9 protein-coding genes are annotated in these 13,807 nt (G+C 53.6%); all 9 read right to left on the reverse strand.

The features are described 5' to 3' along the window. Nucleotides 1-4: 4 nt before the first annotated feature. The 9 genes from BJP61_RS21010 to BJP61_RS21050 all read right to left on the reverse strand — a co-directional run bounded on the left by BJP61_RS21010 (nucleotide 5) and on the right by BJP61_RS21050 (nucleotide 13,807). Nucleotides 5-1,186, reverse strand: a complete 1,182-nt coding sequence (locus tag BJP61_RS21010; protein ID WP_171999605.1) for a hypothetical protein — start codon at nucleotides 1,184-1,186, stop codon at nucleotides 5-7. A gap of 3 nt (nucleotides 1,187-1,189) precedes the next feature. Next, nucleotides 1,190-1,447: a PAAR domain-containing protein gene (locus BJP61_RS21015; protein WP_171999607.1), complete on the reverse strand. Its 258-nt coding sequence runs from the start codon at nucleotides 1,445-1,447 to the stop codon at nucleotides 1,190-1,192. A gap of 448 nt (nucleotides 1,448-1,895) precedes the next feature. Continuing rightward, the gene (locus tag BJP61_RS21020) at nucleotides 1,896-2,864 is read right to left on the reverse strand and encodes an SUMF1/EgtB/PvdO family nonheme iron enzyme (RefSeq protein ID WP_255485547.1); all 969 of its coding nucleotides are present in this window, start codon (nucleotides 2,862-2,864) and stop codon (nucleotides 1,896-1,898) included. A 177-nt stretch (nucleotides 2,865-3,041) separates the two neighbouring features. After that, nucleotides 3,042-4,013, reverse strand: coding sequence for an SUMF1/EgtB/PvdO family nonheme iron enzyme (locus BJP61_RS21025; protein ID WP_255485548.1), 972 nt, complete (start codon nucleotides 4,011-4,013; stop codon nucleotides 3,042-3,044). Between the two features lie 12 nt (nucleotides 4,014-4,025). Further along, nucleotides 4,026-6,275, reverse strand: a complete 2,250-nt coding sequence (locus BJP61_RS21030; RefSeq protein WP_255485549.1) for an ATPase — start codon at nucleotides 6,273-6,275, stop codon at nucleotides 4,026-4,028. An 11-nt stretch (nucleotides 6,276-6,286) separates the two neighbouring features. After that, nucleotides 6,287-8,803 (reverse strand): type VI secretion system tip protein VgrG, encoded by a 2,517-nt coding sequence (vgrG, locus tag BJP61_RS21035; protein ID WP_171999621.1) that lies wholly within the window; start codon nucleotides 8,801-8,803, stop codon nucleotides 6,287-6,289. Beyond that, nucleotides 8,800-11,457: a type VI secretion system ATPase TssH gene (gene tssH / locus BJP61_RS21040; RefSeq protein ID WP_171999623.1), complete on the reverse strand. Its 2,658-nt coding sequence runs from the start codon at nucleotides 11,455-11,457 to the stop codon at nucleotides 8,800-8,802. The genes vgrG and tssH overlap by 4 nt, the downstream gene beginning before the upstream one ends. A gap of 146 nt (nucleotides 11,458-11,603) precedes the next feature. Next, on the reverse strand, nucleotides 11,604-12,095 hold the full coding sequence (locus BJP61_RS21045) for an Hcp family type VI secretion system effector (RefSeq protein WP_075192571.1): 492 nt from the start codon (nucleotides 12,093-12,095) through the stop codon (nucleotides 11,604-11,606). Nucleotides 12,096-12,115: 20 nt separating this feature from the next. Continuing rightward, the gene (locus tag BJP61_RS21050; RefSeq protein WP_161579453.1) at nucleotides 12,116-13,807 is read right to left on the reverse strand and encodes an OmpA family protein; all 1,692 of its coding nucleotides are present in this window, start codon (nucleotides 13,805-13,807) and stop codon (nucleotides 12,116-12,118) included.

Genomic DNA, 13,807 nt, shown 5'->3' on the forward strand with positions numbered 1-13,807 from the left:
AACATTATGCCGGACGGACAACAATCATTTGCGCGGTTCTATCACCTATAAGCAGCCACTGAACCTGCCCTGTAGCAATAGCGTGTTCGCTGGCGCAAATTAATGGAATATTCCCGACTGCCGCTCCCGGCCTGCCGAAAGTATCATCCAGAACCTGTTCACCTTTTCTTGCGGATAGGTACCCTGACTTATCCATCGCCTGAAGGACAACTGCCAGCGTGTCGCTTTTTACCTGCGTACGCCAGAAATACCAGGGTAATCCGGGGGCAATCCCTCCCCAGTGAGCCACATCAGCGACCGATTCATCCGCATCCTTCATCGTAACCGGACGATGTATCCACGCGCACGGTTTCACGTGCTGACGCTCCAGCCATGCAGGAGAGGCCAGCAAAACGGCAGATACGGACTCAGCCTGCTGGTCACGGGCTTGCAGAAATAAATTGATTTCAATGGAAAGAACAAGCGTCTCATCCTGCCTGTCGAGCCATTCGTCTATCCACATCAGACCGCCATTGTCAGTGCTGGCACTGACATCACTGACAGAATATGACGCCAAAAAAACAGCCTGCCATGCCATAATAATCTGCTCATTTTCTAGTGTGCCATCATGATGAAGACGAACGGAGAGTTTACCGGTGAACTGCGCCAGCTCGGTATGCAGTTGCCGGATGACGCTGGTCAGCATCGATTCCAGCCGCGACCGATACCCTCTTTCACTGAATGTTTTTAATGGCGGAGTGAGTGTAGCCGTAGTCAATACAGACTGGTGGACTGGGGAATATTGTGTATGGCGAGTATTCCCTCCCCGTAAAAGCGCTGCGGCAAGTTTGTTGCTGGCAACCGGTGTGACGTAACTCATCCCCAGTACACCAACAGCCTGCCGCCCCAGTAATATCCGCTTTTCATATTGCTCCCGATGTAAATGATTCCACCAGAGCACACGATCACGCTCGTTCTCATAATTCCGCGTACGGATAATAAAACCTGACAGACCAGTCAAAAAAGGCATGATCAGCGTGCAAAACCAGAACCAGGCAGAGTGTGCGGATAGCCCGGCAGGCCAGAAGGAAAGAACCAGAACCGCACCTCCTGTCACACACAGAACAATGACGACTAGCCAACGGGTTTTATCCGGAGGAATAGGTAATGGTTCCTGTTTAGGGATCTTTTTAAGATCAACCGGCATATATCAGCGTTTCCCTGCATTAGGTAATGAAGAAATAAGTGTGCAGCCGCAGCCGCAACGATAACCGTGCAGGGCTACAGGTTTACCATTGATCCTCGATATTTCGTCGCCCTCTGCAATATAGGTCAAACCGTGTATCGGGCAGGCAACCTTATCCATGAGGCAGGCAACATCCAGGCCCATAAATTTCACGCCAGCACTTCCCTCAAGAACGGTTCCGCCATGCGTAGTTTTGTCATTAATACGAATTACGCCCAACATTAAACACCTCACGATATCTTTATATAGAACAATCTTAATTAAAAATTGCAAATGCATGAAAATTAAAGAGCCATTGCCTGAGCATTACCAAAAATTGCCTGAAACGTTTAACCAACATAAGTAGAGGCTCATAATAAGGTGCAAACCCTTTATTGAAGGGCATTACTGCCCATAAGCTTCATTTAAAATATGCGAATAAAAAATCTTTTTCATTTTTAATAACAATAACCAAGGGAGCAATGTCAGTATTTTTAAATCAAACACTGAGCATAGCAATAATTTACCCGGCCAGTGCCTGATTATCAGAGAATGGGCCAGATTCACCCATACGGGGGTATAATAGGTTAGTGCCCTGCGCCAGTTTATAATCTTAGGTATTGTTCATTGCCAGAACATAGCCCCGCGTGGCATGAGCCATTATCATAGCCCAACACGTCTTATTAAAATATTATTGATTAATGGGAACGGAAAAATTAATTACACATCGTGCGGTCATATTTTCAGGAAAGTCTCCATCTGTCACTTTAGGTGAACGAAAAGTACGCCCAACTGTTGAACCAACAATTCCATTGTAGGTGTCTGAAGACCTCGCCACTTTCTGATATCCCTTCCCTTTGTATTTGAACTCAGGTTTTTCAGGTCCCCGGGGATCTTTCTTTGGTGATTTTTTATAATAATCAGGATCATACCAGTCGCTGACCCATTCGAAGCCGTTTCCGGTCATGTCGTAGATGCCAAGAGGGTTGGGCGGAAAAGCATCGCCCGGTAAGCTGGAATAAAACCTTAAGTGGGTTCCACTTTTTAAAGAATATTGTTCTCTGTCAAATTCAGTACCAAGGTTGATGCCCCTGTTTTTTCCGCCGCTGTGAAATTCAATGTCTGCTTTTCCCGTATTGGTGGATAAAACCATAAATTGTCCGCGGCTTCGGGCGGCGTATTCCCACTGCGCTTCGGTTGGCAAGGAGAAAGGCAGGTCCGTTATTTTCCCCAGCCAGGCACAGTAATCTGCCGCCTCATACCAGTCAATTTGAGCTGGTGTTTGAGGCGTCGAATTTAAATCAGACCACATCTTTTTATAAGCTTTATTAACTGCTCTTTTAGTTAAATGATTATAAAAAATATAAAAATCAAAATCACTATTACTTATTTTGAACTTGCTCATTGAATAACTGGTCAGTTCCACCCTATGCAGGGGTTTGCTGTCCGGATAAGGGTCAATCTGACCGCCATATAGCTTCTCGCCAAAGTCACCCATTTCAAAATCACCGCCTTCCACATAAACCAGGTTTGTTTTTATATTTTTAATAAAATCATTTAATTCTGCTTGGCTAACCTTTTTATCATTTTTCGATGATTCAGGTTTATCACACGCAGTTAACAACAATACAGACATTATTATGATAATTAATTTTTTCACAGATATCACTCCTCAGGCCAGTGCCTGATTATCAGAGAGTGGGCCAGATTCACCCATACGGGGATATAACGGGTTAGTGCCCTGCGCCAGTTTATAATCGTAAGTGTTGTTCATTGCCAGAACATAGCCCCGCGTGGCATGAGCTATTATCATAGTCCAGCGTCTCTTATTAAAATATTATTGATTAACGGGAACTGGTGAGTTAACTACACAACGTGCAGTTTGGCTGGGTAAAATAAAACTGTCTTTCGGAGCACGTGGTGAACGAAAGGTACGTCCAACAGTAGAACCTACTATTCCATTGTAGGTGTCTGAAGACCTCACCACTTTCTGATAACCCTTTGCTTTGTATTTGAACTCAGGTTTTTCAGGTCCCCGGGGATCTTTCTTTGGTGATTTTTTATAATAATCAGGATCATACCAGTCACTGACCCATTCGAAGCCGTTTCCGGTCATGTCGTAGATGCCAAGAGGGTTGGGCGGAAAAGCATCGCCCGGTAAGCTGGAATAAAACCTTAAGTGGGTTCCACTTTTTAAAGAATATTGTTCTCTGTCAAATTCAGTACCAAGGTTGATGCCCCTGTTTTTCCCGCCGCTGTGAAATTCAATGTCTGCTTTTCCCGTATTGGTGGGTAAAACCATAAATTGTCCGCGGCTTCGGGCGGCGTACTCCCACTGCGCTTCGGTTGGCAAAGAGAAAGGCAGGCCCGTCATTTTCCCCAGCCAGGCGCAATAGTCTGCCGCCTCATACCAGTCAATTCTGGCGGGTGTTTCGGGCGTACTGTTGTACTCAGCCCATTTATCTTTTAATGCATCACGAACGTCTCTTATAGGTAGATTATTATAATCCAGAAACAGATGATAATCCCGGTTGCTGATTTTGAACTTACTCATCGAGTAACTGGTCAGTTCCACCCTATGCAGGGGTTTGCTGTCCGGATAAGGGTCAATCTGACCGCCATATAGCTTCTCGCCAAAGTCACCCATTTCAAAATCACCGCCTTCCACATAAACCAGGTTTGTTTTTATATTTTTAATAAAATCATTTAATTCTGCCTGGCTAACCTTTTTATCATTTTTCGATGATTCAGGGTTATCACATGCAGTTAACAACAATACAGACGTTATTATGATGATTAATTTTTTCACAGATATCACTCCTCAGGCCAGTGCCTGATTATCAGAGAGTGGGCCAGATTCACCCATGCGGGGATATAACGGGTTAGTGCCCTGCGCCAGTTTATAATCGTAAGTATTGTTCATTGCCAGAGCGTAGCCCCACGCGACCTGATCACGAATGCGACTCTTGATGATTTCCAATTCATCATCACGATTCAGGCCTTCCTGTAAAAACGTCCGAAGCTCAGATTCCTGCCATGCGACCAAAGCACCTTCACTCATCGGATGCGACAACGCCAGATCCATTCCACCCTCCGAACAATGGGTCATCACTTTTATCCATTCACGTCTGGTCTGGATACTGGACAGGATATTGATAATGGCTTTCTTGCGGTCATGATAAATATCCGGAATGAAGCCATCACCGCGATTGTTAATATCAACATGATCCCAGAAACCGTGGCGGGTAAGCAAATACAATAGATTCCCCTTAGCTTCCGGCGTGAAGGTTAATAACTGTTCAGGATTGGCATTTAATACTTTTGCCAGTTGATTACGCTGTGAAGATGCATTTTGCCCTTCCGTCATATTTGCTTGGAACTTTGTGAAAATTTTACTAATAACGCTGACCGTCGTACCAATTTTATCAAACAACTGTACAACCTTATCCTTCATATCAGAAAGCAGCATGACACATATTTGGCTGTATGTTTCAAACGCCTGCTTAGCTATCAATTCAAAGAAATGATAATCCAGCCCATATAGCTGATAGGCCAACCAGGCCCCGAAATCGGCCAGCTTTTCGTAACCTACCTGACATAAAAACGCCCCTTTGGCTCCGAGACCACAACACAGGCTGGCGGCGATTTTAAAACAAAACTTACCGTTCATGAATGTACAATAAAAGGTTGCCCCGGCCCCCAGGCCAGCCATACCGGTAATGCTGGAGCCTATGGTACAAAAATCAACGTATTCAGCGGCAGCTTTTGCCTCCTCTCCCGTTTTTCCCTGATATGTTGTCGCAGCGACTGGCTGTAGCCATTGAACTCCCCCTTTCAGACCCACTTCAGCTTTTGCGCCTGCAAACAATTCGGCGCTGCTGGTTACACCTTCATCTTCTGAATCCATATTTTGATGAAATGTCTTGCCGGAAACACGACGCTCATTAAAACGGGGGAGGATATTTTCTTTATCCCGTTTTCCCATCAGTACCTGCTCAGCCCCTATGGTGGTAACCTGCAACTGGCATTCTATCTTCGCGGATGCGCCCGCAAACCCTGCCAGTTCTGTTTCTAAATATACCCGCAGCATTCCCATATTAAGAACATTAGCCCCTTCCGGACTATATAATAATGGCCACCCTACTCTATCCGGAAGGTAAAAAGTTGCGCTGGCGTAACCCTGCGCGAGAGAGAGAACAGCAGTGGCTTCTCCTTTTAAAGACAGTTTTCCATCTTTGGCATCCCATTCTCCACTGGCACCAGCGTTGGCAATAAAGCGCATGAATTGCGCACCGGCAGATACATCAACATGATTACCAATTTCTTTCCCGTCAACAATCAGGCTGTTATTCCAGCAATCCGCCCATTCTGTCAGTGTTTTATCTATTTCTCCGATGTCTTCTTTATCCAGGCTGAATAGCTCAACACTGGTATCAGGTTTCGGAAATTCTATTTTCGTCAGCTGTTCTTTTAGCTTTTCGGTATCAATACCTTTTCGGTTACCGTTTTTGTCGTAAATAAAAATGCTTTCGGCAGCAGAGGCTTTATCTTTCGCCTTGAGTGATACTGTATGCTTCTTTCCGGTTCCCAACTGATCATAGTATCCCTTTTTTACGTACACATACTTACTACCAGCTCCAGAGCGCCGCCCATGCTTCTTTTTTGTAATAAGGGGTATCAGCTCGATAACTGCCTCATAACCCGCAGGAGTGAAATCACCAAGTTTGTCCTGCAGTGCTTTTTTTTTCTCATCCAGTGTTTTCTGTAACGTAGTGGCCTGCTCCTCAAGCCCTCCTTCACCAGCATTTTCGGAGGGGTTACTGAACACATTGCCATAATTTTCAACAGCCGAAGAGTATGCTTTACCCGCCTCATGAACATCATTAACCGCCGCCAGTAACTCCCCCCAATGGCGGTCGAAATCATCACAAGCATCTTCAGTGAGGACAACCAGCTCTTCGGTATCTGGCCTGAAATAAACAACGGCGGAAGCATGATATGCATTCACTATATTGCCGTCGCTCTTACTCAGAGTATTTTGCGCAGCCGGAGTTTCCTGTCCGCTCATCATCTTCTCCCTGATTATTCAAAAAATAATTTTATTGTTTTTGGATCGATACCATAATGCGACTGTGTATAGCCGTTCTCATCCGTCACACCGCGAATAACCTGCCCATCTTCGGTTTCAATGCGATATGGGATGTAGGGTTTCGGCTGATTACTGGATTGATCAAGAACCTTAAAACCACCATTCATCGGATTATGAAACTCAGGGTCGCTTACAGGTACAGGAGAAAGCGCATGCTCCAGCGAAGCACTTCCGCCCCATAAAATATTTGCACTTTTTAAATCTATTTTTCCTGGTGCACCAATTTCCACCGAACCATCTTTAATTTTTATATACGCCCCACCTTTGCTGGTCAGTGTGATCCCCTGAGCGGCATTCAGCACAATTTCGCCACTGACGCTGTTAATGTTCATGGTCTTGTCCGACTGAATGCGCATGACGTCCGTTTGCGCCTGAATATCCACCATTCCTCTGGCTGCAAATATCTTCATTCCCATCTTTTGGGCAAACAGACTGATAGCTTCACCTGCTGCAACAGTGAGTTTTTTCATGACGCTCATATCCACACTCTCTCCCGCTGTCGCGGTCAGAGTATGGCCTGCGGAAAGCTGGATATTTTTTGGCGTAACCAGCCCTATTCCCGCAGGCGCGGAAGCCAGTAATCCAGCGTCTTTTAACTGATCAAGCGAATTTAAGAGCTGTTGTTGTGATCCTGCGTCCGCCTCCAGCGCACCTGATACACTTGCGCTCTGTGCCAGAGCTGTTACCAGTTGCAGCGCCTGTTGCAACTGTGCAATAGCGATGTTCATATCCAGCATCTGCCCCCGAGCGCCAGGCTGGTTGTCTGCGCTAAGGAAAATGCCCTTCCCACCGCGAACACTCACCCATTTGTCGGTGCGCAGTTCCGCGCCCTCGCCGCGTAACGACCGCCCGGCATCCACATTATGTCCGAGGTTCAGCTGCGTCTTGCCGCCGTACTCGGTACTGAGCTTGATATGCTCCTCGCCGCGCCTGTCCTCCATGCGCAGCTTGTTGTTGGCCGGTGTTCGTATGACATTGCGTGTGCTGTTCTTTTCCGTCACAGGGTCAACATGACGCGAATCATGCAGCGCATGGGCGATATAGGGCCGGTCCGGGTCGCCTTCGTGAAAGGCGATGGCCACCTCGGTGCCCTGTATCAGCGGAAAGTGAAAGCCGTAGAGATCGCCGCCATAGGGTTTCGCGAGGCGCACCGGCATACTCTCCTGCCCCGGCGATTTGTCATCCCGGTCGGCGTCGAACTTCACCCGGTACAGCCCGGACGCATCCTGCCAGGCGTAGATATCACCGGGCTTCGCGCTGGTCACGCGGGCCGTCATGGTGCCTGCCACTTTAGGCCGCGGCAGCAGCGGCGGCCGCCAGCACAGCGTCTCGCTGTAGGGCACGGCGGTGATATCCACGTGCAGCGCATGCTGACGGCTGGCGCGCAACCCGGTTCCGGTGATGAGTACCGGCGCCTGCAACGGCGACGGCAGGCACGAAGGCACGGTGTCGATAACCGTCAGTATCTGCCCCGGCGCCAGGCTGGCATCCGTACTGCTGCCGGTTATCTGCGTCTGGTTCGCCAGAAAGCGTTCATGGTCGAGGCGGGCGTAAAAGTTGGCGGTCTCAGTGGCCGGCTCCGTTTTGTCGCCGCGCGCCAGGTGCCGCAGCCGGTAGTGATACACGTCGCCAAAGGTGCGGCCCTCGCCGTCGCCCCGCGTCATGTCCGCCGGTGCCGACTGCAATACCGCCTGCGCCTCGCGGTGGTTGTAGTCCCGGGTCGTGACGCTGGCCTCCACCACATGGTGTGCAACCTTCAGCCCCCACACCGAGTCAGCCCCGCTGTCGCTCATGCCGGACGGGCTGTTGACCGGCAGCGCTTTACCCGGCAGCAGCCCACGCTGCGCATCGACAAAATGCACCACTTCGCTCTTCGCGTCTGGTTGCAGCGTGAAGTAATAAAATATCCCCACTTCCGCCAGAAGACGCCGGATAAACGCGAGGTCGCTCTCGTGATACTGGTTTATCTGCTCACGCTTCGGGTACGGTTGCCTGAGAGTAAATTCGTACTCCCAGTCATGCAGATGGTGCTCCCGGAGGATCTGCTCCACGACCTCGGGCACCGACTGGTTAACGAAAAAGCGGTGCGTGTGAAACGGTTTATCAAGCAAGGCAAGAAAGGGCGCGAGGGTTATCTGATACGTCGCCTGATCGGCTGAGCAGCTGATGCGCTGAAACGTGGTCACGACGCCGTGCACGCGTCTGCATTCCGCAAGGCATTCCAGCAGCCCTCCGCCCATCGTCAGCGTGGCGGGTTTGCTGATTAACTGCCCGGCCTGAATATCGTTATCCGGGCTGGTAAAAATAATCTGGTAATCATACAGCTCGCTTAATGCTTCCCTGCCGCTGAATTCCTCCACATCCAGTGGTGACGCGCAGGAGGGAATATCCAAGTGATAGCGGTTCAGGGTGGTGGCGAGTAAACCCGTGAAGGTGTCAGTCAGGCTCATCGTATGGCTCCCTCTTGCGGTGATGCGTCAAACTCCATCACCACGCCCTCTTCGTCGCTCCACCCCAGCGTCAGATGTTTCAGCGTCTGCCCGGCGGCCATGCAGGTGAGCAGTTGCTGGCTGAGCGCAGGGAGGATCTGCTGGTTTAGCAGACTGTCGATGTTACGCGCGCCGGTGTCCGGTAACAGGCAGGCGGCCGTGAGCGCATCGCAGAGGTTGTCGCTGAGTGTCGTTTGCATGTCGTAATGCCGCGTCAGGCGCTCGCTGACCTGGCCGAGTTTCATCGCGACAATAGCGCGCATCGCACTTTGCGCAAGCGGCCGGTAAATCACCGTCTGAAAACGGGCCAGCAGCGCGGGCTGGAAGTGCTCGCGCAGCAGCGGGCGCAGCAGCTCGTGAAGGTCGGTCTCGCTGGCGTCCGGGCTCGCCTCCAGCAGCTGCATAATGTGGTCGCTGCCGAGGTTGGATGTCATCAGAATGACCGTGTTGCGAAAGTCGATTTCGCGCCCTTCGCCGTCGCGCATAAAACCGCGATCGAAGACCTGGTAAAAGAGATTCATGACGTCGCGGTGCGCCTTCTCCACTTCATCGAGAAGCACCACGCTGTAAGGCCGCCTGCGGACCGCTTCGGTGAGGATCCCGCCCTGCCCATAGCCCACATACCCTGGCGGCGATCCTTTGAGCTGCGAGACCGTGTGCGGCTCCTGATATTCCGAAAGATTGATGGTTATCAGGGCTTTTTCCCCGCCGAACAGGGCATCCGCCAGCGCGAGCGCCGTCTCGGTTTTGCCGGTGCCGCTCGGGCCTGTCAGCAGGAACACGCCCTGCGGGCCATTCTCCGGCGCAAGCCCGGTTTTCGCGGCGCGCAGCCGTTGTGCGATGGCATTGAGCGCGGCGTCCTGGCCCACCACACGCTTAGCGAGATGATGCTCCAGCGTCAGCAGTTCCGTCTGCTCATCTTTCATCAGTGAAGAGAGGGGTACGCCGGTCCAGTCGGCGATGACCGTCGCCACGGTACGCGCCTCCACATCCAGTCCCAGCAGCGGGTTATCCTGCTGTACCTCCGCCAGTTGCTCCCGGAGTGCTGTTAACTCCGCCTGCCGGGAGAGATCGGCACGACAGGCCAGCAACTGTTCCGTTAAGGCCAGCTCCTGTCCATACTGGGTTTCCAGCGTATCCAGCGCCAGAATAATGCGAATTTCTTCCTGTTCGATGGCGGCGAGCCGCTCGCCGTGCGGGTTGCCGCCCGCCGCCATATCTTCCAGCAGCGCCTGTTTTTCCATGCCCAGCGCGGTCAGCTGCGCTTTCATTCGCGTCAGCGGTTCAGGCACGGTATCGAGGCTCATGCGCACCCGCGCCGAGGCGGTGTCCAGCAGATCAACCGCTTTGTCCGGCAACTGACGGCCCGTGAGATAGCGCCTTGAGAGCGTGACGGCCGCGCGCACCGCCTCGTCGGTAATATGTACGCCGTGATGCGCCGCGTAGCGGGGTTTAAGCCCTCTGAGCATCAGGCAGGCGGTGTCGTCGTCCGGCTCGTCCACTAACACCCGCTGGAAGCGGCGCTCCAGCGCGGCGTCACGCTCGAAGTACTGCTTGTACTCGCTCCAGGTGGTAGCCGCGATAGTGCGCAGCTCGCCACGGGCGAGCGCGGGCTTCAGCAGGTTCGCCGCATCCGCCCCGCCCGCCTGGTTGCCTGCGCCGATAATGGTGTGCGCCTCGTCGATGAACAGCAGCACCGGCACGGGCGACTGGCGTACCGCGTCGATAATGTTTTTGAGCCGCTGCTCGAACTCGCCTTTCACGCCCGCGCCCGCCTGTAGCAGGCCGAGATCAAGGGTGCGCACGCGCACCGGCTTCAGGCTTTCCGGCACGTTACCTTCGGCTATCCTGAGGGCCAGCCCTTCCACCAGCGCGGTTTTACCGACACCCGGTTCGCCCACCAGGATCGGGTTGTTTTTGCGACGGCGCGAGAGAATATCCACCATCTGGCGAATTTCATTATCGCGGCCAAATACCGGATCGATGCCGCCCGCCTGGGCTCTCGCAGTGATGTCCACCGTGAATTTATCAAGCGCGCTCTGCAGGGCCGGGTCCAGCTCACCGTGCTTTTGTGTGAAAGTGTCAGCCATCGCCGCCGGGCGCTCTTCAGATGTCGGCGACAGTTCAACCGACGGCTGCGTCTCCGGGCGCTCCTCTGACTGCGCATCCAGCAGCCCACGCAGTCGTTCAAGCTGGCTGCGCCCTACCGTCAGGAGCGGCCACAGTCCGTCGCACGAGAGCAGTTTCGGCATTTCAGTCATTGCCGCCAGCAGATGTACGCTACGGATCTGCTGGCTTTCTTCAAGAGATGCGTGCAGCCACGCCTGTTTCAGCAGCTCCTCCACGGTGGCCGAGAGTTGCGGGCGGCTTCTGACGGAGCGCGGCTGATCACCGATAAACGCCAGCAGCTCCTGCCAGAGGGCGTCCATATCCCATTCATACCGGCGCGCCAGTACCGTCAGATCGCCCTCGCCCTGCTCCAGCAGTTTCAGCAGCCAGTGCTCAGGCAGGATTTCCGCCTGCGCGCGGGCCTGGCAGAGGCTCGCGGCGCCCTCCAGCGCGCGGGCGCAGTAGGGATTTAAACGGCGCAGTAATACAGCAGACTGATGTTCCATAACTCACTCCTTGGATGCCCTCAGGCATGCTACCGCCCGTCGCTGTTACCCGTAGCGCACAGGGCGGTTGATTCAGGTCCTTTTTTTGCAAAGCGCCCCGCAGGACGCTCAGCAAAAAAGCAGACGGTTGCCCGTCTGCCTCGGTGTCAGGCGGTGGTGCGTTCGTTCCACGAATCGGAATGAATGATGTTGCCGTCCTTGTAGGTCCAGGTGATTTTTTCGTAGCGCAGTTCGATGCGCTCAAGGTGGTTGTGCTTCTCTTTGGAAGGCTCCTTGATGTCGTGCATCAGCGGCGCCACTTTCACCAGCTTCACGTTTTCAAGCGTCGTGTTGAAGTACTCGACTTCCTGGCCCGCGTCGTTGATGCGGTACCATCTGAACTCCGCAGATTTCAGGGTCTGCCCGGTGGTCACCGCCTTGTAGAGATACGGGCTGGAGGCGTCGATTTCCTTGGTGAACAGGAACGGCGTGTGGATACGGGTGCCGGTCAGCTTGCCGGTGTTGTTGTCGGTCGGGATGTACAGGGTGTGCTCCTGCGCCACCACCTCGATGCTGCCTTCGCGGTCCTTCACGTCAACGGAACCCTTGATGTCCGCGCCGCCGTCGTCCTTCAGCCAAAGATAAACAGGAATTGCCATTGGAATGTCTCCATTTAAAGTTAATTGCCGCGCTCATCCTGTGAGGGCGGCAGGGTAATGTCCGGCGCCTGGCAGGCGTCCGCCTGCGGCACCAGACGGATTTCAACGCGACGGTTCAGCGCCCGCCCGGCTGCGGTGGCGTTGCTGGCGACAGGACGGCTCTCGCCGTAGCCCTGCACGGCAAAACAACTCTCCGGCACGTCGCCGGTGTCGCGCATCCAGTCGCGCACCGATTCGGCGCGCCGGCGCGACAGCTGCTGGTTGGCGCGCGCGTCGCCGACATCATCGGTGTGGCCCGCCACCACAATCAGCCAGCCGGGCTTCGCCCGGATACCCATGAGCGCGCTCACCAGCACCTTTGTGGAGCCGGGCCTGAGCCGCCACTGGCCGGTATCAAAAAGCGAGAGACTGTCGAGACGGACCGTCTGCGGAGCGGCGGCAAGGGTTTTGATCGGCGCAGGCGGCAGCGGCGGCGCCCAGTCATTAAGGGCAGCTTCCAGCGGTGGTATCAGCCTCATCCCCTGGTAAAGGCCCAGCCCGTAGCGCAGCGGTTCGCCGCGGCGTAGCCAGTCATCCAGCCTCTGGCTGTCAGCGCGCAGATGGTGCTGCGCCTGAGCTTTTGGCGCAGGAGGCTGTCCGCTGAGCTGTTGATAAGCCATGAGATGCTCGCCCACGCTGCGCACCAGGCGCTGGTTGTTGATAAAGGAAGCGAGCATTGCCAGTGCAAGAAAGGTAAAAACGATAAGCGCTGCCAGACCCGCCTCTCTCATTCGACGGCTGACGCCGTGACGACATGGAAGTGCGGGCAGAAGCACATCCGGCAGGGGTAACAACTCGCCGCTCTGGCAAGAATCAGGTGAGAGCGTGGTGATGCCCGCTATCTGCTGCTGCCAGAGGTTATCCGTAAGCGCGCTGACCGGCGTCAGGCAGACGCCTGACGCGCAAAAGCTCAAAGGGGGAAGCGCATTTTGTCGGGTGTTGAGTTCGCACGTGATCATCCGCGAGGTAAAGCGCAGCACGCTGTCCAGCCACAGCACGGAGAACAGGCGGGATGCGCTGCCCGCTTCTTGCTGCCAGTCGGTTACGGACAGAGCGACATGCCCGGCTTGCCGCGCCTGTATGCCTGCCAGTTCAGGCGTGGCGGTAAACCACTGCGCGCGCTCACTACCCTCGGGCGCATTAACCCAGATGACGCTCCAGACGGGCGGCAGACCGTTAAGCCATGCCCGGCACTGCGTAATGCTTCTGCGCCATTCTCGCAGTGACCCGGTAAAACGTGCTTCTTCGGTATGGCGTTCCGGCGCAACCGCCAGCAGTATTGAGATCTGCGACATCAGCGCCGGACGAACGGCAGCCAGTTGCTGCGCCAGCAGCGGCAGCTGTCCGGCATCCGGTACTTTCAGATACCATCCTGCATGAGTTTCACGGCAGGCTTCATCATGCGTAAACAGCGAGACGGTGTCACCGCAGACCAGCACCACCGCGCCCGGAAAATCTTCCGGCGGCAGGCTGTCTACCGTTGTCGGGTCGCTGAACGTCAGGCGGCCCTGATAATGCCGCCGCAGCCGCCAGAGCGCTGTGCCGCAAATTAACAGAATGCAAACGATAAGCGCGAAACGGTTCCCGGCGGACACCGGCCCAAAACCCAGTACGAGCCACAATGCCAGTGTCGTGGTCAGAACAACCAGAAGCGCTCTGGTGAGGTCACGCAT

The organism is Cronobacter sp. JZ38 (genome assembly GCF_008932145.1).
GTDB lineage: Bacteria > Pseudomonadota > Gammaproteobacteria > Enterobacterales > Enterobacteriaceae > Cronobacter > Cronobacter muytjensii.